General features: G+C 48.5%; 11 protein-coding genes. 1 reads left to right on the plus strand and 10 read right to left on the minus strand.

Annotated elements, in window-relative coordinates:
* Window positions 1-8: 8 nt before the first annotated feature.
* From ACX0G9_RS10000 to ACX0G9_RS10020, 5 genes are all read right to left on the minus strand, one after another.
* Window positions 9-2,783 (minus strand): glycoside hydrolase domain-containing protein, encoded by a 2,775-nt coding sequence (locus ACX0G9_RS10000; protein WP_459064754.1) that lies wholly within the window; start codon window positions 2,781-2,783, stop codon window positions 9-11.
* Window positions 2,780-4,051: a sugar MFS transporter gene (locus tag ACX0G9_RS10005; RefSeq protein WP_459064755.1), complete on the minus strand. Its 1,272-nt coding sequence runs from the start codon at window positions 4,049-4,051 to the stop codon at window positions 2,780-2,782. Before ACX0G9_RS10005 ends, ACX0G9_RS10000 begins: the two co-directional genes overlap by 4 nt.
* A gap of 22 nt (window positions 4,052-4,073) precedes the next feature.
* The gene (locus tag ACX0G9_RS10010; RefSeq protein WP_459064756.1) at window positions 4,074-4,889 is read right to left on the minus strand and encodes a sugar phosphate isomerase/epimerase family protein; all 816 of its coding nucleotides are present in this window, start codon (window positions 4,887-4,889) and stop codon (window positions 4,074-4,076) included.
* Window positions 4,890-4,910: 21 nt separating this feature from the next.
* Window positions 4,911-5,810, minus strand: coding sequence for a phytanoyl-CoA dioxygenase family protein (locus ACX0G9_RS10015; protein ID WP_459064757.1), 900 nt, complete (start codon window positions 5,808-5,810; stop codon window positions 4,911-4,913).
* A gap of 96 nt (window positions 5,811-5,906) precedes the next feature.
* Window positions 5,907-9,188, minus strand: a complete 3,282-nt coding sequence (locus ACX0G9_RS10020; RefSeq protein ID WP_459064758.1) for a DUF5107 domain-containing protein — start codon at window positions 9,186-9,188, stop codon at window positions 5,907-5,909.
* 240 nt (window positions 9,189-9,428) lie between these two features.
* Here ACX0G9_RS10020 and ACX0G9_RS10025 point away from each other — a divergent pair, with 240 nt between their 5' ends.
* Window positions 9,429-9,857 (plus strand): PepSY-like domain-containing protein, encoded by a 429-nt coding sequence (locus ACX0G9_RS10025; protein WP_459064759.1) that lies wholly within the window; start codon window positions 9,429-9,431, stop codon window positions 9,855-9,857.
* Between the two features lie 27 nt (window positions 9,858-9,884).
* Here ACX0G9_RS10025 and ACX0G9_RS10030 read toward each other — a convergent pair whose 3' ends face one another.
* The 5 genes from ACX0G9_RS10030 to ACX0G9_RS10050 all read right to left on the minus strand — a co-directional run bounded on the left by ACX0G9_RS10030 (window position 9,885) and on the right by ACX0G9_RS10050 (window position 19,435).
* A complete protein-coding gene (locus ACX0G9_RS10030; RefSeq protein WP_459064760.1) occupies window positions 9,885-10,466 on the minus strand; it encodes a hypothetical protein in 582 nt (193 codons plus the stop codon).
* Between the two features lie 49 nt (window positions 10,467-10,515).
* Entirely contained in the window at window positions 10,516-12,501 is a 1,986-nt protein-coding gene (locus tag ACX0G9_RS10035; RefSeq protein WP_459064761.1) for a TlpA family protein disulfide reductase, read from the minus strand.
* A gap of 11 nt (window positions 12,502-12,512) precedes the next feature.
* On the minus strand, window positions 12,513-14,675 hold the full coding sequence (locus tag ACX0G9_RS10040) for a thioredoxin fold domain-containing protein (RefSeq protein ID WP_459064762.1): 2,163 nt from the start codon (window positions 14,673-14,675) through the stop codon (window positions 12,513-12,515).
* Between the two features lie 172 nt (window positions 14,676-14,847).
* Window positions 14,848-16,272, minus strand: coding sequence for a RagB/SusD family nutrient uptake outer membrane protein (locus ACX0G9_RS10045; protein ID WP_459064763.1), 1,425 nt, complete (start codon window positions 16,270-16,272; stop codon window positions 14,848-14,850).
* A gap of 7 nt (window positions 16,273-16,279) precedes the next feature.
* A complete protein-coding gene (locus ACX0G9_RS10050) occupies window positions 16,280-19,435 on the minus strand; it encodes a SusC/RagA family TonB-linked outer membrane protein (RefSeq protein WP_459064764.1) in 3,156 nt (1,051 codons plus the stop codon).
* Window positions 19,436-19,447 lie beyond the last annotated feature (12 nt).

Raw genomic sequence — 19,447 nt, forward strand, 5'->3', positions numbered from 1 at the left:
ATCACTTGTTATTGTTTCTTTAGTACGATCATATACCCTTTTGCGGCTTCTATTTCTACAGGTCCATTGATATCGATGGACCTTTCTGTTTGAAAATCCTTCAGGGCCGGAATGTTGGCTGTCACTTTATCCGGCGATAACCCAAGCCTGTTCCAATCGATCCTGAACCTGCAGGTTTGCACCGTATCCGTCCAGTTGGCGACCGCGATGATCACTTCCTTATCATCGGAATAAATGGAGGCTGTAGTATTCGGATTATCCGTTTTCACGGGCATTTCTTCATCCCAGAACCCGGTCATCTTTTTATGTTCAAAATCATGCAGATCCCAAAATTTCCAGATGTATTCGGGAGTGATCGAACGATACCAGCCAAAACGATCGGTTATCCCGAATACCATTCCCCGCCAGGCATTGCCCCCCCTGTTCAGCATCTGGGAAGTCAAACCAAAAGGAATACCGCTTACTTCGATCAGCCAGTAGTCCGCCGGTTTATTATAATCCCTTGCCTCTCCGATCCACAACTGATCGATATAAGGCAGCAGATCCATATACAGATAAAGGGAGTTGGCCCATTTACCATAATCGTTAAAATGATTCCAGGTATGCATATCGATCCGGGATCCGGGACGTTCACGGTCCAGAATCTTTCGCGTCCGTTTGAGGGTTTCCCTGTCCAACGCCAGATCATCGATATAGATACCATCGATCTTTAGATTTTTGCACATCCAGTCCAGACCGCCCAGGAAAAAATTATTCATCCGGGAATCAGGACGGGTGAGGATGGCCAGATCCTGCTTGCCTTTGAAACGTCCATGCTGAAAAGTAGCGACCCAGCCCGGAATAAAATCTTTTTTGAAATTGGCACCTAACCAGGGATGCACCCCTTTTGGATTGACCAGCGACCGTGTAGCCATACCGGGGCCGGGATAAAGGATCTCATTGTTAAGACTCCGCAAGGCCCATATCTCCGGGGTTTTGACCGAAAGCTCCCGGGTCGTATAATACAATTTTGCCTTCAGGTCATTTTCATGCGCCCGTTGGATAAATGCTTTCAGGCTGTCCGCGTTATCGGGAGAGAAGGGATAGTCAATATAGGGATAGATATCTTTTTTGTGATGGATATTGACAATATTGGCGCCATGCTCCCTGGCGATCTTTATAAAGTTCTCGCTGGTATCGATATCGGAGTGATAATACCGGTCTCCATACTGGATCTTTCTGTCGATCAGCTTAAAGGGCGTTACCAGCAATTCAAAAACAAAACGGTACGTGCTGTCCTTATGCAGCAGCCGTTGCCCCGAAAACGCCTTGATCAGGGCGCCCTGTGTTTCGTTGTTTATCGTTACTCCCCCTTTTTGGCCATTGCCCCAGGACTCCGGTTCATTCAGCGGGCCAAAGGGATAATAGATATTCACCAGCTGACTATGAAAATTGGCGCCTTTCAGACGTAACCGCATACCGCCATTAATTCCGCCAACCCATATTCCATCCTGATTTTTGTTGATGACATCCCATTTCCAGGCCCAGTTATCCGTCCGGGTTCCGCCTTCATGATCGAGCCCCATGATATACCCAGCCTTCTTTTTATCCATGGGGATCTCCAGCCGGATATCCTTGACATCGACATCCTTCAGCGGTTTAACCATCACCTCATAACCGATAAAACCATCGTATTCCGCATGACCTTTGAGCGTGAGCGTAATATCGGGATTTTGAAGGATCGTTTCCCAGCTGGAAGAACCGGGCAGATGATCCGTATAACGGGTAGCACCCGGCGTAAAAGACAGAGGCGATCCGTTACGGTCAACAACAAACTTTATTTTATCGAAAAGGACCGGTTCTCCTTTCTCTACCAAGGCCAGGTTATCTTTATCAAAAAAACTGGTAATCTCCTTTGGCAGACCGTCATTGCCCAGGCTTATCTTTCTTCCCAAAATAGAGACCGTATTTCCATCCCTGGACAAGGGAATGAATTTCCCGGTGATGCCATCATCAAGAGCCATTTTATTGTTTAACCAGGACATCCTGGATAATCTATCGGCATCGTCCACTCCATTATTCTCTACAACCGCGCCGGAGACATTCAGGTTTACCGTTACTACAGCAGCAGGCAGACCCGCCGGTCGTATCACCACCTTTCCCGTATACAAACCCTTGGCATTTTTGGGGATCTGTACGCCAAACCACAAAGGCAGCACCTCTGTTTTATGGAGGTTAAGGTCCTTTGTAAAGGGTTTACCCAGGTAAGAAATTCCTTCCGCATTAAAACAGGTGACATCGGTCAGGCTCTGGACCCCGGCTCCGTTCGGAGATCCTTTCAGCGTCCCAATCCCATCCAACGATCCATTCCCTTTCAGCGGAAGTATCTGCACCTTTATATTTTTCAGATCGGCACCGGCAGCATATACCCCGATCTGGAAAACATAATATTCACCAGGTTGCGGTGTCCCATTGAAAGTTTGCAGGGCGGCCGGAGAGCGTTGCAGCCATATTTCCGGAATGGCATCCAGCATGCGGATGGGTTGTTCCCGCTTTTCGGGAAAGGTAAAATACAGTTTGCCACGCGATTTGGCCAGGAACGCCAGTAAATGAGCCGGATCGGCAGCTTGATTCATGGCAGTCGGCGGAATGCCGATATCACCCGTCAATTCTGTCTGGCGGATGGCATCCACATCGATCGCGTGTTTTTTTTCCTTTTCCTGTCCATACGCCATGGTTGATATCAGCGGAAAAAATAGAGTTCCGAAAAGGAATCCTGTCAGGCATATCCTACAACTCTTCATAATTGAGTTTGTTTTTTACCGATGAAATAATAATACAGCGTAAAAAGATAACAGGGGATCAGCAGCCAGTACGCCAGCTGATTATTGCTGCCCTTAGCCACCCATCCGTATACCAGGGGCATGATCGCGCCACCGGCTATCCCCATGATCAGGATCGCAGCCCCCCGGTTAAGCGCCTTGCCGGTAAGCCCTTTCAGCGCCTGGGGCCAGATAGCGGGCCATAACAAAGCGTTGGAAAGACCAAGTAAAGCAACACCCCCGACAGAATAAGTGCCGGGAACCACCAGGATACCCATAGCTATGAAGATACCCAATACCGAGGAGAACAGTAAGGCCCTTTCCTGCGAAATAAACCGGGGAATGGCCAGGGCGCCAAAAAGATAACCGACCACAGTAAAAGCCAGCGTATAGGAGGTAAGATGTTTACTGACACTCAGCGGCATCTTATGATAAAGACCATAATTTCCAATAGTATCCCCGGCAATCACTTCCAGACCCACGCAGCAAAATACCGCAATAAAACCCAGGATAAAACCACGGCTATGATCCGGGGCATGCCCACCCTCCATCTCACCGGTTCTGCCATTCGACGGATCTTCGTTCTTTGCCGACGTTATATTGATTTCCGGAAGATGCGCATATTTAATCACAAAGGCGATCAGCAATAAAATAACGGCTAATACCCCGTATGGCATCACAACGGCGCGCGCCAGTTCATCCAGTCTCGCCGTTTTCGCAGCAGGCGCCATTTCACTAAGTTCCCTGATCAGGCTATCGGAATTGCTCAGAATGATCGCACCGAGGATCAGCGGGGCGAGCACACCGGCGAACTTGTTACAGATGCCCATAATACTCATCCGTTTCGCCGCTTTTTCGGCAGGTCCAAGCAGCGTGATATATGGATTGACCGCCGTCTGCAAAAGAGTGGTTCCCGTACCGATGATAAAAAGGCCGCAAAGGAACAGAGGATAAGAACGTAGCAGCGCAGCCGGTATAAATACGATACATCCGGCGCACATGATCAGCAGGCCCAAACGCATTCCTTTAACCATGCCCGTAGCCGCCAATATCATACTCGATGGAATGGCCATGATTGTATAAGAAATATAAAAAGCAAAGGTGACCAGGTAAGCCTGCCATTCCTTTAGTTCACAGGCAATACGGAGATAAGGGATCAGTGTTCCGTTTACCCAGGTTATAAAACCAAAGATAAAGAAGAACGCCCCTACCAGGGTGATCTGCGCTGTATACGATTTTTTGTTTTCCATTTTTAGGTACAGTTAGGTGCAGCTAGGGTTTATATCTCTCCTTCAAAAAGTTTTTCATGTACGCATTGACCTCCCATTGATCCGTAGCCGGCTTATTGGTAAATGGTATATACGGCATATAAGGTGCAGGACCGAATTCACAGGTAAAACCCAGATCGGAGGAGTTTATCTTACTATGCCTGGCCACCACCTTGTCCCATCTCTGCAGATGTTGCTGCAAGGCCTTTTCCCACAAAGGATCACGTGGATCCGGCACCTGCGAGCCTTGTGTATGTCCTATGCGGGCATGAATATGCGCCGTTCTGCTTATTGCCAGTTCCACCGCTTCTTCCTGGTCCTCCAGGTAACTTTCCGCCACCGTGAACCAATGCGAAATATCGAGATTCAATCGTAGGGAGGGGATGGCTTCCAGGTATTTCCGCGTATGATGCGCCGCAAAACTGAATTTACCCCGGTGTGTCTCATGAATAATAGAAACTTTATGCTCCTGGGCGATCCTTTTACTGATCAGTATCAACTGGGTATTTTGTTCAAAGCTAAAATGATCCTTGCCGGTATGGGAAGTGATCAGCACCGCCCTGGCATCCGCCATCGACCGCAACCGTTGTTCCAGTTCTTTGGCATGTGCCGCAAAGTCTGCCGTCACCGTATCCCAATGCTGACCGATCAATTTCAATCCATACTTCTCCAATCCATTCAGAATAGGTTCCTGTTCCGCCGGACTTAATGGCAGCGCCGTTTCCACGCCGTCATACCCTTCCTCCTTCACCCTTCTTAAAAAAATGGTCCAGGGTATCTCTTCCTGCCCCCACCGGGTACAGTAAAATGACAACTTCATCTGCATATTCCGTTTTGGCTTTTACTTATCCGTCTTTTCCCGTTCGATCAGCAAAGGGAAAAATTGCCCCCCTACTTTTTCACCTTTAGCGATAGCAGGCGTGCCGGGCATCAGCGTACTATCCGAGCCGGAGATCGTTCCATCCGCAAAAACATTCAGCACAAAGGCCCGGCGCTGTTTGTCCGATTTATTTTCATAGGAACCGTGTACCAGCAGCGGGTGATGAAAGGTGGCATATCCTTTTTTTAATTCTATCGGGATGGGATGGAAGCCTGCTTTTTGTTCTTCATTCAGCATGGTCATCAACCCCTCCATTTCACCGGTTAGCTCGGGCTTATCCAACAAACCCCATTTATGACTGTCGGGCACATAATACATACAACCATTTTCCGTGGTGGCATCATCCAGACCTACCCAGCAGGTGAGGTGCTGCATGGGAGTAGTGCGCGTCCAGTAAGAATAATCCTGGTGCCAGGCCACTACTCCGCCGTGTTTGGCCGGTTTGCAAAACAACTGATCATGCCAGAACCGGATGTCCTGGTCATTCAACAGCTGGCTGGCCGCCATCGCAAAGGCCGGGTTCCAAAGAATATCATGGAAACCGGGTTTGATCCGCCATGCTCCAAGCGCATGGAACAAAACAGATCCGGGATCCGTAGACGAATTCGAAAAGAACTGGTAGAACAAGGAATTATCGGGATGTTCCGGATCGATGATCTCCGACAGCTCTGCATTTAACTGGTCAATCTGCCAGGCTTCCAGCAATTTGATATTGCTCAGGTATCCATGTTCTTTAAAAAAATTTATCTGCTCATCACTGAGCCGGTATTGATCCCATTCCTCCGGCGTGGATGGCCAGGTAAATAAGGGGGACACCAGTTGATGGAAGGCAGAAAGATCCTTCGGTATGTGTTTGCTCATATATTTAAATTTTAGTGCGCATTATTATTATTATTCAAAAAAACGCTCATTCAAAAATCCCTCTTCCGGAAAGCCCCACTTCAGGAAAACAATCCTTCAGGAAAGCAATCCTTCTGCCACTAATTTTTTAATCAGGACAAATTCCCGGTCCTCGAAAGGGATTTCATAGGGCAGCACAACAGGCGGCAACATCTTTTCCCGGGAGAGCTCCGCTAACCTGTTTTGATCCCTATCGAGAAAGGCATTACACCAGCGTATCGGAAGACTGTCATTTCCGCGATCGAGATATTTCCCGCGATAGGCTGCAAAGGAAGTTTCATCCATCCGGACCTCTTCAAATAGAAGGGCCAGCAGATCATTGGAACTTACCTGCCATTCCGGATATTTTTCCCGGAACGAAAGAATCCTTTCTTTAAACAGCCGCCCATCTCCACCACCCTGTTTGACCAAACAGGTATAATCAAGAAAATCTTCCAAACGTTCATCCACATCATAAGGCTTTCCGACGCCGATATTTTCCGGCCAGGACCTTGCTGCACGAATATATCCTGCGGCCAACTCATACCGGTTTACCCGGAGGGCTGCAATGGCTGCATGAAGATTCGTCTCGCGCCATACGTTCCGGCCTTCCGATGCGCCTTCGTTCGGCAGGACCCGGAGTGTTTTTAGCAAATCGATCCCTTCTTCAAACTGGCGGTTGTACATATAAGATTTGGCGAGCTGAAGCCCCAGGTAATAATTTTCCGGATGCAGGGAATATCCTTTCAGCGCAGCTTTAACAGCAGATTCCCATTGCTCCTCGTCTGCATAAAATCTGGAAAGTTGTATAGATACCCTCCAGGCCTCCGGCTCAAGCTCGGCAGCCAGGAGCATATCTTCTTCTGCGTCTTTCTTTTTCGGATCATCTGTAATAAATTTCATGCGTAACTGCGCCCGCAACAGGTAAAAAGGATAATACAGCGGTTCATTCCCGCAGGACTCCAATAAGCCCAGAGCCTCTTTTTCCTTCGTTGCCTGCACAAGCGCCAGGGCCATAAAGTACCTGATCTTCCAATTGTCAGACCGGGACATCGCCCATCGCAGAACAACCATATCCTCATGCCGGTGAGGGAAGACCTGATCGGGCGGCATGGCGGCTGCCTGCTCCAGCGATTGAAGCGAAAGCTCGTTTTGAAAAGAGACCTCGTTTCCTCCTTTTTTAAAATACAGCCAGGCCTTCCAGCATTCAACCAGGGGATGTTCCGGTGACAAACACAGTAATTCCACTGCCTCTTCCCAGGCTTCAATAGCCACATAAAAAGAAGCCAGTTCAAGAAAAGTTTCATGTGGCCATTCGCTGGAGATGCCGGAAATAAATCCTGCCGCCAGATAATTTTCAACCGGCAAACTTGTCTTCGCTGGAAAATCTGTCTCCGAAGGCAAACCCGTCTTCGCTGGAAAATCTGTCTCTAATCTGTATAGTTCAAATTGCAGCAAATGATCCAATGGATCCTGCTGCAGACGTCGTTCAGCCAACTTCTTTGAAATTGCCGTCCTTTTCAATTTACGATTAACAAAAACTTGTAGTTGATGGGCCTGGCAATTCCCCGCATTCGCGGCAAGCGCTTCTTCCAGATAACCAAGTGCTTTTGAATATTCCTGCTGGCTTACGAGGATGCGGCCCAGCTCCGTCAGGGCAGCAGAACGATAGGTGATAGTCTGGCTGGCAATCGAAAAGCCGTCTTTGGCATCGTAACGATTACCCAGGCGGAGATTCACCAACCCATATAGATAATTGGCCTCGCAGTCGTAACTGTCTATAGAAAGCGCCGTGGTGAGATAACCAAGACTTTCAGTATAGTCCAGCGTACGCAGCTTCAGGGCAGCCATGCCAAGAAGCGCCCTGGTATAAAAGGGATCCTTCTCCAGGCAAGCCCCATATTTATCACCAGCCCGCACAAAGAACCGCTGACGCTCCCATTCCTTTCCCTGTAAATAAAGGCCTTCCACGGAATCGTACCGGTAACCGGGAGCTATTTGCAAAGGGCGTTTCAGTTGGTATTGCTGTTCGGCCGCATCATAGATCAGCGAGTCATCCAGCCAAAGCCGCAACGAATCCGCAGCAGGCATTACCGGCAAGGCCAGTGACCGATTCTCCATCGTCTTCATATCCACCCGGGAAGAAAAAAGAAGACCATTTTTATCTTCAATCTTAAGCAAATGATCCAATGGTTGATTGGCACAAATATGTATGACTGTGCGAGTGTCAGCACCAGTGCCAGAGTCAGTGAAAGTGCCAGAATCAGTAATAGTGCCCGAGTCAATGGCAGTGTCAGTGGCAGCGTCAAAGTCAATATAAAAAGACAAAGCAGGACAGCAGTAATGCAGCCCCCCTGTTCCTTTAACCGGCATCCAGTATTCTTCCCATCTGTCAAAGGAACAGGGAAGAAAAGAGCGGTGTTTAAAGGGAGTAGCGGAACTGGAAGAAATGCTTTGGTTGAACAATCTTCCCGATTGCACTTCTGCATACTGGCCGTCCTGATCCGTGAGCAGATCCTCCCAGATCATACCATACCGCGAAAGGCCCCATATCCAGATCTTTTTTCCCGGTTTCTGATCATAAAGGGAATAATGTGCCATCCCAAAATCATCTTTTTTCCAATAGCTCCCCCAGAAATCGGAGGAGGAACCAAATACGTGATAGGATTTATAGTGACCAAAATTATTTTGCTCATAAAAGGAAAGATCGTGACCCTGCGCATCCATTGGCCAGGAATGTGGTTTACCATCATGCCCCAGGTAGGCATGCCCCGGAAAAACAAACTCCAAATCGCCGGAAGTTTTTATGCCCGCATTGCTCCAGTTATAATATGCCTGGTCTTCGCCGCTGTTATTGTACCAGGAAGTACGTGTCCTGAACCAGGCGGCATCATCCGTCAGGGAGATCTCGACATACCAACGGGTCCTGGAAGGCAAGTCGGTGGCGCCGATAAAACAACTTACGCTTCCATCGGTATTTGTCCGGATATAATGATCCACAGCTGAGGCACAGGATAAAGAGTGGCCGAGAATGCCCACATTGAACTCTATGCCGCCGGAGGTCCAGGGTCCCCGCATGGCTACATCCCTGAACTTGGCTGTATGATTAAAATAAATGAATTCCTTTCCGGTTGATTTTTCGATGGCGCCCCAGACCTTACCACCGGCAGCAGGATTGATCCAGAGCTTTATGTACTGGTTTTCCATCACCACCATATCCCAGGACTGAACCGTTCCCTGTAATGCATATCCGTCGAACCTGTTATAGGGATATATCCGTCCAAACTCCGGCAAAGGCGCCGGATCCGAGTACGGGTAGGTGGTTAGCAGAACTTTTTCTTTCCTGATCACGGCCTTCATAGGCCAAATATAAAGCCCCCGCCTTCCCTAAAAACAGGTCAGGCAGCGATTGCTAATATATTGGAAAAGAATGCCAATCTACACCATCCCCGCCTATGCCTTCAGCTAAAAAAGGGGTCTTCCGCTGAAACTGGATCTTTTGACCAGATTGGTTCCAGAATTCTATCAGTTTGAGCGTATAGATTTGGGTCAGCTCAAATAATTGACCTAAAAATTAAATTATTCTCAAAATTTTTAAACATGAAAAAAGTATCCTTTATCATTACGCTTTGCGCCGGTCTTTTCATTACGGCTCAAGCCCAGAAACTGCCGGCATCCAAAGTGCCAGCCCCTGTAAAAGCAGGATTCACCAAACAATTTCCCGGTCTTTCTCCATCCTGGGAAAAGGAGAACGGAAAATATGAAGCCAATTTTAAGGACAAAGGCAAATCCATGTCTGCCCTCTTCGATTTGAAGGGAACGATGACCGAAAGCGAAATTTCTATAAAGGTGGAAGAATTGCCGGCGTCGGTTCTGGCCTATGTCCAACAACATTACAAATCTGCTTCGATTAAAGAAGCAGCCAGGATCACCAAGGCAGATGGTTCCATCAATTATGAGGCTGAAGTAAACAAAATGGATGTATTGTTCGATGTGAACGGCAAATTTATCAAAGAGGCGAAGGATTAGGTCAATGTTGGCCAGTCCTCCCGGGACCTACTGCGTATCGTAGGTCCTGGTCAAATTGAAGGCCATCTTGCCTTCCGGATTTTTGCCCAATTGGTAAAGAAGGACACGGGTACCGCCGGTGGGTTTATCCTTATCGTCTCCTGATTTATAGATAGGGAATTTTTGCTGCAGATAACTGGTCATTATGGCGAATTGGTCATGACCTTTATAACCCGCATTTACTTTCCCATTCATCATGATATCGGGCAATACGCAGGGAGTTATGGTTTTATTGCCTTCCGACAAAAAGGCATATACCGTTCCGAACAGGGAGACGGAGTCACTATAGATGGTTATGATGAGATCAGGAAATCCATCGGCGTTAGGATCCTCAATTTCTACTTTTGACACCCGACCTCTGATCATAAAATTCATATCCCTCGCTTCGCGGTCAAAACCAATTGGTTTGATCATCAATTGATTCTGATCAACGTTTTTATTTTTACAATCCACCCGGTAACCCGCCTTACCAATTTTTACAGTAGTATCTATCTTACCAAACGAAAATTGGGCGTTGGCCGTACCAAAAAGGGACATACACAGCAAGGAAAGGGAAAATAATTGTTTCATTGCCCTAAAGATAATGGGAAAAGGGATAATCTACCCTAAATTAATTGCCCTACCCTCCCTTAGCAATCTCGATATACACCGACAGTTCGGTCACCAGTTTCTCATTATTACCATCGAAACCTACCGCCTTAAAGGCAATTTTTCCCTGTGGTCCGATGATGAACTTTGTCGGAATACCGCCAACGCCATAATCACCCACAACACTGTACAGTCTTTTCTCCTGATCGATCATTTTATCCAGCAGGACCGTAAAACTATATTTATTATCCTGGATAAATTTTTTGACCTGGGAGATGCGTTCCTCTGGCGTCAGCGATTCATAGGTATCCACAAAAAGGAACACCACATTCGTATCGTTTTTATATTTGTCAACAGTCGTTTGCATAGCAGGAAAAGAAGCCTTGCAGGGGCCGCACCAGGTAGCCCAGAAATCGAGGATCACGACCTTTCCCTGGAGGGAGGCCAGCGAAACTTCTTTGCCATCGAGAGAAGGAATATCAAAAGCCTTTGCGGGCAGATCCAGCTTTTCCTTTTGGGCTTTCTCCCGGAATTTTATCACCGCTACTGTCTCCAGGCTGCCCAGGTAAACCGCATAACCTTTATCGGAGCCTTTTTCTTTTATATAGGCTTCTTTGAACCAGATTTTCACGGAATCCGAAGCCGCGCCTGTCTTTATAAATTCCTCCGACTGTGTCCTTGCCTTTTTAGCATCTCCGGCCTTGGCCAGGTAGCTCACCAATCGTTCGTTATACCCGTTATTCTCGCCCTTGGCCAGATCGACAGCCTTCTGCTGCACTTCCAGGGCCCTGGCATTCTCTCCTTTCCGGATCAGGATCTTTCCATAGGTATCCGTAAACGCGGCCGTATAATAAAGACTGATCTCTTCTTTCCAGTCTGAGAACGGAGCACTCTGTCTGCGGAACAATTCCGGATGCGCCAGTTCAACCTCCACTCCCGTAAGCGCCGCCCGGATCAGGCTATCGGCCAGGGAAAGTGCGGAATCCTTCTTTAACAATTCCAGGGCAACCCAGCTATACATATAACCGCGGTAATCCGCCATTCCATCGTACATCTGGGAAGCATAACCGATCGCCTTCCGGTATTCCTTTTTGCCGATATACTTTTGCGCTAACGAAGACGCAAAATAAGCTGCTGTCTGGGATGCTGGATCTTTAGGCCCGGCCTGGGGGTGTTTTTCCTGAAAAGCAGCATAGAACAATTCCAGGCTATCCAGATCTTTTATAGCGTAAAATTGATTTTCATCATGTTGAACAGCCAGATCGCTGGCGGGGAATTTTCGCGCGACGATGGCCAGCAGAGAATCAACACCCTTCTTTTTCCGTTGCAGTTGATACAATTTTACCGCCAGCTTATAATCGGCCAGTGTCACATCCGGAGCCGATAATACATCCTGGGCCCTTTTATCGAGCAAAGGATAGGCATCCTGTTTTTTCAGACTTGCCAGGTTATAATAAAAGGAAGATTCATATTTCGGCTTGAGGTCCGGGTGAGCGGAAAATTCTTTTTCCAGCAGTGCGATAGCCGTATCTGCGCGGTTGGGAAGATTCAACAGACTTTCTCCGTTACTGTACAAAATAGCGACCCCGGCATAGGCCCCGGGTCTTACTGTTCCATCCTTATAGACCAGGGAAATATAACCCCGCCCATTATTATCGGCAATAAGTTTACCGGATTTCAAACGAATGGCAAAAGCTACCGCCGAATCGGGAACTAAAAAATTCCCCTTCCAGTTTTCTTTCCCCTCTCCTCTTATGGTAACATCCTGCGCATAAAAACCATTGGCCGTATTGGCGGTATAATAGAACAAAGCCGCGTGGATATCCTTTGCCCCTGCCAGCTTTCCACCGGCAGCGGAATAATCGAAAGAGATCGTTTGTCCTGCCTGTGGTTTATCGGTGTCAAAATGCAGTTTTTCTGCCGGGCCGGCATTTTTATCATCGCCCCCCGTCTTTCGTGCCCCGGCCATCAGCACAACAGCCATCAAAATACCGGTTCCAATAAATCTTTTATACATAGTAGTTGTCATTAATTTTGTTTCGGTGCGATACGGATCAGCGTTTGGAAAGGTGCATTTTGTTTGGCATTGGTCAATTGTTGTTGGTTGATCTCTTTGCGTGTCTGAAGCGCAAGATCTGTCCGGCCGTTCTTTTCGAGTAAGGTGGCATGCAGATCGAGATAGGTCGCTTTATCGTTTGCGCTTATGCCCTCTATGGAATAGCTGATCAGTTTGGTCCATTTAACCGCTTCGGCTAATTGTTTTTTATCGTCTCCGGCAAACCGGTTAATCAGATCGGCAAAGGAAAAAAGCCATTCCGCTCCTTTGGCATCCATAGGAACGATCCTGGAAGAAAGCATTCCATTCACGGTGGCGGAATAATTGTTCCAATCTTTTAATGCAAAATATACCGTGAGCTGGGACCGTGTTTCGATCTCCTCCTTTTTTGAATAAGGGCTTATTTTCACCTGCTTCAGAAATTCAGCAAATGGCTCCTGATCCAGTACAGCCTTTCCTTTTTCCGGGTAGTGCAGATAATGCTGCGCCCAGCCCATATAGGTCAGGTAGATTTTACTTTCCACTTCATCCTGGCCATACAAATTCCCGAATGCAGGTTGTTCCTTTACCAGTGTCAGGAAGGGAGCAGAGGTGGCATCATTGACATATTCCTTTATCAGGAGCCAGTTGGACCGCTGCTGCCATGCCGAAGAATTTTGTGTTCCCAGGTAGGTTACTGCCACCGTATCCGCCTTTCCTGATTCATAGGCATCCCGGAGAGCAGCTAAATAGGTGGTCACGAAATCATCATCCTGCTGATTTTTTTTATACGCAGTGGCCAGGTAAAGCAGGTTACGGGTGGGGCTAAGAGCGTCCAGTGCATGCTGACGAAATTGCGCCGCATCGCAGGAGCCGACGACTTTGTGAACGACCTCACCATCCCCGTTGATAAAAAGAAAAGTAGGATAGGCCTTTACGCCGTATTGTTTCCGGAAATCGATGCCCTCCCCTTTTTCCATGTCCAGATCGATATTGATAAAATTCCGGTTGTACAATTGTGCCACAGCCTTCTGCGGAAAGATTTCCCGGCGCATTTGTTTGCAGGGACCGCACCAGGTCGTATTGGCATCCACGAAGATCAGTTGGTTATTTTTTTTTGCCCTAACGAGCAGATTAGCCCAGGTCACTTCCGTGAAATGGATACCCGAATCGGCAGGGTTGGCTGCGGCTTTAGCAGGAGCCAGATTCCCCACGGCGGCAATTCCCGCTGAGGCAGGAACAAACGTCGCATCTGCGAAAGGTATCACCTTCGCACCCGGAGCTGCTCCGCCCATTCCCAATTCTTTGAGTTTTTGTGAGCCATCCGTTTTACCTGCTGCCTGTTGGGCAATGGCAGTCCTTCCATTCTCCATAAATCTTCCCGCCTCCTGGTATCCGCCGTCGCTGTGAACCAGGATGCCATCTCCGTCAATATACAGGAAGGAGGGATAACCTCTGATGCCGTATTTTTTTACAATGCCGGGGCCATCCGTCTTTTCCATATCCATGCTCACATTGATAAATTGACTATTATAATAATCCGCCACGCTATCCAGGGTAAAAATATCCTTGGCCATCATGATACAGGGACGGCACCAGGTGGTCTGGGCATCGAGGAAAATAAGTTTCTTTTGTGTTTTGGCCTTTTTCAGCAAATCATTCCAGCTAGCCTTATCAAAACTGATAGAACGGGTATTGCTGTTCTTTTGTTGGTTGATCGCCAGCGAGGACCGGGCTTTTGCCAGCAATACCCCGGGATCTTTCGTAATGGAACCCGCATTGGTAAAATCCAACTGATCTCCATTACTACCATGAAAGACATATACAGGATACATGAGCATAGCCAGCCTGGGAGCGAATTTTTTCCCTTCTTCCGAATTCATATTGACCCGTATGCTGATGCAATGGGCATTAAAAAAATTAGCTACGCTATCCAGCGTAAAGATTTCTTTGTCCGCTTTTTCATTATAACTATTCGGATTCATTCCCCGGACGTCGACAAAAACTATTTTCTTTTGGGATTTGGCTTTGTCTACAGCCTCTAAAAAGGAGATATCCTCAAAGTGTATGGATTGCTGAGCCTTCAGGGCACAATAAGATAAGAGCAGGCAAAAAATAAATACGGACCGGCATAAGATCCCTTTTGGTGGTAACATTCTTGTATGGTTTAAATGATTAGACTTAAGTTTAATTCCTTGCGAATATTTTTAAAATAGCCCGGCAAACCTCCCAGCTGTTCCGCGACTCAAATTGTACTGATGGCTGTTCCGCGACGCATAGGCTATTGAGTTCGGCACGCGACACATTCATAGGGTAAGCGTGACGAACTCAAAAACCCGGGTTCTGCTTCAACACCCCTCCCGATATATCGATTTCCGATTGCGGTATCGGCAAAACCTTCCTGTTGGCGGCTAAATCGGGATCATGAACAGGCCGGTCCGTCCGGATAAGATCATAGCGGTGATGACTTTCGAAGGCCAGTTCATTGTCCCGTTGCCGGAGGATCGTATCCACCAGGTCGGCTCCCGTTGCAAAATCACCGGTCGTATAAGCCACTGCGCCAGGCACCGAACGGCTTCTGACAGTGTTCAGCAGCGACAGGGATTCGGTATTGATGCCGCCCGTTCTCGCCAGCGCTTCCGCGCGGGTCAGCAGGATCTCGGCCAAACGGATCAGGGTTACATTATCCCTTCCGTTGGGATTATTAAATTTGAATGTGGTCAGAAAAGCAGGCTGGTAATTATAGATCGTATCTCCCTTATACATCAGCTGGCTGACCCGTTTATCCCCCGTCTCGAAACTGCTGATGAAAGCAGGATTGATCCAGAAATCATTTTTCAGGTAATAGTTGTATCCCGGACCATAACTGATGGCAGACGAAGAACTGACCGCCTGGCTGACTGGCAAGGCAAAAATATGTTCGGTCGTCAGGTTCTGCGATGTACTGGCCGGATCCGGCGGGAATAATTGCAACAGATCGGCCGACAGCGAATAAATATCGTTACGGTCGATTACATTTTTTGCCGCTGCCGCGGCATTATCGTATTGGCGCATATACAAATAAGCCCTCGACAACAGGGCATTTGCTCCTCCCTTTGTGGCCCGGGTCCTGGTAGAAAGATCATTCGTCTGTTTGTCATTCAACCCGGGCAGAGCATCGGTCAGATCCTTAACAAGCTGCGCATACACCTGTGCATTCGTAGAACGTGGAACCACCTGCCCTGTATTATATCCCGCGAATGGAGTCAGCTGCAAGGGCAGACCTAAGCCGTCCGCATTGCCGGAGAGCGCGCCGTCGCCAAAAAATTTGAGCAGGTCCAGGTAAGCATAGGCACGTATGAACTTTGCCTCGGCAATAAACTGCGCCTGTGCGGTTGCCGGGAATTGTGCATACTGCGGAATTTTGGCAATGACATTGTTGGCGATATTGATCGTTTTGAAATAACTGGTCCAGATGCTGGTCACCAATCCATCTGTTGGAGACGCCTGCCCCAGGGCATATGTGTTATAATAAACCGTATGCAGCAGTTCGGGTGTCGTGTAATCCCCATAGACAAAGGACTCATTACCTATAATGGAAGTGAGCAGATTGTAATAGGCTTCCGCCAGGGCCTGCTCCGCTCCTCCCTGCGTATTAAAGACTTCCCTGTCGACCAGGGTATTTTCCGGGGCCAGTTCCAGCTGGCGGTTGCAGGCCGCGATCAACCAGAACGTGACACAAACAAACAGGTATTTGGTAGCTGTATTTTTCATATTCTGTCTATAGACCGATATTAAAACCGAACTGGTACAATTTATTTTGCGGCATGGTGAGCTCGTCATAACCCGACTGCAGGGCCGATGAGCCAAAAGCGTTCACTTCCGGATCCAGACCGGTATAACCTGTCAGCGTCAGCAGATTCGTTCCCCTGACAAATACCTGCAAAGAGCGGATCGTATTATGCGTAGCCTGTTGTAGACGGGCAGGGTTAAGATTATAGGCCAGCGTTAGTGTTCTCAGCCGCAGGTAGGAAGAATTTTCCAGGAAGCGGCTGTTGGTCCGGCTTGTCGTATAATCATAAATACTGGTCGTAGTCGATCCGTTGGGAATGGTAACCGAGCGGTTGGCCAGTTTGGGAATAGCCGTATGGTGACCGGGAACCAGCCAATGGTCGAGGACCCGGGTATCCAGGTTGACGGCATCTTCCGTCGTATAGGTGAGCAATGTTGCCCTGGAGCCATTGATCATCTTTCCTCCCGTGGAGAAAGAAAAGAAGGCATTCAGTTCCCAGTTCTTATAAATTACAGTATGGCCCATCCCTCCGTAGAGGTCCGGAAGACTCGTCCCGTAGGGCCGCCGGAAATCATTGACATCCGCCACGTCCAGGTAACGTGACGCGGGAGGAATGGCGGAGGAACCTCCCTTTCCATCACCCCAGAGCGGATTACCCGTCATAGGATCGACGCCCTTCCAGTCATACAAAAAGAATTGTCCGGCGGATTGTCCCACCTTCAGATATTTGAACGCCTCACTCGCCAGGCCAACCTCTTCTGCATTGGCGGTAAGCCGTAAGATTTTATTTCGGTTGGTCGACACATTAAAGGTCGTTGACCAGGTAACATTCTTTTTCCGGAGCAGCGTGGCATTGACCAGTAATTCCAGTCCTTCATTCAGCATATCCCCGATATTCTGCGGCTGGGATGTCCATCCCTGGTAGATCGGAATAGCCGAAGCCAGAACCATATTGGTGGCGCGGCGGCGGTAATAGTCAATAGTAGCCGAAAACCTGCCGTTAAAAAGACTGATGTCCAGACCTGCATCGATGGATCGCGTGCGTTCCCATTTCAGATTTGGATTATCCGGTTGCTGCATCTGGAGGATTGGCACACCGGAATAGGCCAGGTTATTGCTGTTGAGCAGGTATTGTCCCTGGCTTCCATAATAAGAAGAGGAATTGTTATTACCGGTAAATCCAAGGCTGGCCCTGAGCTTGACATCATCTATCCATTTATACCGCGACAGGAAAGATTCGCGGGAGATCCGCCAGCCTGCCGAAAACGAAGGGAAAGAAACATAACGCCGGTTAGCGCCGAATTTCGAAGATCCGTCAACCCGGTACGTGATCCCTGCCAGATAACGGTTGCGGTATTCATAATTCAACCGTCCGAAATAGGATACCATGGCCCATCTTTGCGTCAGGGCATCCAGGATATATTTATGACCTGCCGCATCGATACTGCGGATATTATCGCTGAAAAAGGTATAGCCCCCTATGGAGTTTTCGGTCTCCGTAGACTTTTCGAAACTTTGTCCTGCCACGGCATTAAAATAATGACCGCCGTTCAGCGACCGGAGAAATGAAATGGTATTGTTGATGACGAATTTCCGGTTCTGTGTGGAAGTTTGTATGGCATCATCGCCGAAACCACTGGGTCTTTTGACACGACGGGTAAAGGCTTCCCCGGAATTAAGCTCGACCCCTAATTCGGACCGGAACGCCAGCCCGGAAAAAGGGCGGTATTGAACAAATGCATTGCCTGTCTCTTCGATGGACTGCAGGGAATTGGTATTCAGCCTGGCATCGGCAACGGGATTGACATCGGTAGCCCCATGCGGATTGGACCCTTTATCATAGGCATAGGTTCCGTCTGCGTTGGTGATGGGAAGATTGGGTGCCTTGAGCATCGCCCCCCTGAAAATTGCCGGCGCATTGAGCGATGAATTATCGGTAAAGGACAGGGACATACCTGCTCCGGCCGATACGGAGGCAGAAGGTTGAAAGGCCAGATTGATCCGGCCTGTATAACGTTTATAGCCGTTATTGATAATATAGGAAGGCTGGTCCGTATAGGAGCCGCTGATAAAATATTGTGTCTTATCACCGCCGGCGGCCATCGAGACATCGGCCTGCTGAGTGAGAGCGGTGCGGGTGACGGCTTTCACCCAGTCCGTATTATTGGAGGAATTAAAGACCGAATTGTCATTCAGTTCCTTATAATAAGCCGTATAGACCGAATTATACTGAGGTCCGTCCAGGAGATGATATTTGCCGATCGGTTGCAGTACTCCGTTATTATAACGCAGATTAAACTGCGCTTTTCCTTTGCCGCCTTTTTTGGTGGTGATCAGGATGACACCCGCAGAACCCCTGGAACCATAGATAGCCGTGGCATAGGCATCCTTCAGGATCTCGATGGATTCGATATCGGCAGGGTTGATCGTGGATAAGGGATTACTTTCGAATTTCTGCGCTGGGGTCAGGTTGTCACTGACATTCGTCCCGCCGAAACCGATGAGCGGGGAAGTACTGTTGTTAAATGTACTGGTATTCAGGTTCTGCCCGGAGCCATAAATGGGAAGACCATCGATGACGATCAGGGGCTGGTTCCCATCCGAACTAAGCGTACTGAGACCCCGGATAGTGATACCCGTTGCCGATCCGGGAACTCCGGAACTGGGAAGTACCTGTACCCCCGCAGCCTTGCCCATAATGGCATTGTCGAAAGATATCGCCGAAGATTTTTCCAGATCCGCTGCGGAAATAGAGGAAATAGCTCCGGTAATATTCCGTTTGCGTTCATTACCATACCCGATGACTATGGCCTCGTTCTGCCGCTGGTAGTCCTCTGCCAGGACCAGGGATAACATGGCGGTTTTATTACACGGACAGAGGATATGGGCAAAACCGACAGCGGTGATATCCAGCGTATCACCCGGCCTGGTCAGCAACTGGAAACTTCCTTTGTCATTGGTCATGGTGGCCTTGTTCGTGCCCTTGATCATGACCGAAGCCCCGGTGACGGGAGATCCGTCACGGGAGGATCGCACTACCCCGCTGATGGGAGTTATACGCAGGAGCGGAAGGGAATCTGCCTGTGCCCGGGTGGCAACAGGCAGACCCAGACCGATCAGGGTACAGAGCCATAACGGGTTCATCAAGGAAAAAAA

The sequence above is a fragment of the Flavitalea flava genome, assembly GCF_054461575.1.

What these genes read in the sequence shown, in the direction of transcription:
- ACX0G9_RS10015 (WP_459064757.1), bottom strand. Translation starts at nt 5,810, where the DNA reads ATGAGCAAACACATACCGAAGGATCTTTCTGCCTTCCATCAACTGGTG.
- ACX0G9_RS10000 (WP_459064754.1), bottom strand. Translation starts at nt 2,783, where the DNA reads ATGAAGAGTTGTAGGATATGCCTGACAGGATTCCTTTTCGGAACTCTA.
- ACX0G9_RS10035 (WP_459064761.1), bottom strand. Translation starts at nt 12,501, where the DNA reads ATGTATAAAAGATTTATTGGAACCGGTATTTTGATGGCTGTTGTGCTG.
- ACX0G9_RS10040 (WP_459064762.1), bottom strand. Translation starts at nt 14,675, where the DNA reads ATGTTACCACCAAAAGGGATCTTATGCCGGTCCGTATTTATTTTTTGC.
- ACX0G9_RS10030 (WP_459064760.1), bottom strand. Translation starts at nt 10,466, where the DNA reads ATGAAACAATTATTTTCCCTTTCCTTGCTGTGTATGTCCCTTTTTGGT.
- ACX0G9_RS10010 (WP_459064756.1), bottom strand. Translation starts at nt 4,889, where the DNA reads ATGAAGTTGTCATTTTACTGTACCCGGTGGGGGCAGGAAGAGATACCC.
- ACX0G9_RS10020 (WP_459064758.1), bottom strand. Translation starts at nt 9,188, where the DNA reads ATGAAGGCCGTGATCAGGAAAGAAAAAGTTCTGCTAACCACCTACCCG.
- ACX0G9_RS10005 (WP_459064755.1), bottom strand. Translation starts at nt 4,051, where the DNA reads ATGGAAAACAAAAAATCGTATACAGCGCAGATCACCCTGGTAGGGGCG.
- ACX0G9_RS10025 (WP_459064759.1), top strand. Translation starts at nt 9,429, where the DNA reads ATGAAAAAAGTATCCTTTATCATTACGCTTTGCGCCGGTCTTTTCATT.
- ACX0G9_RS10045 (WP_459064763.1), bottom strand. Translation starts at nt 16,272, where the DNA reads ATGAAAAATACAGCTACCAAATACCTGTTTGTTTGTGTCACGTTCTGG.
- ACX0G9_RS10050 (WP_459064764.1), bottom strand. Translation starts at nt 19,435, where the DNA reads ATGAACCCGTTATGGCTCTGTACCCTGATCGGTCTGGGTCTGCCTGTT.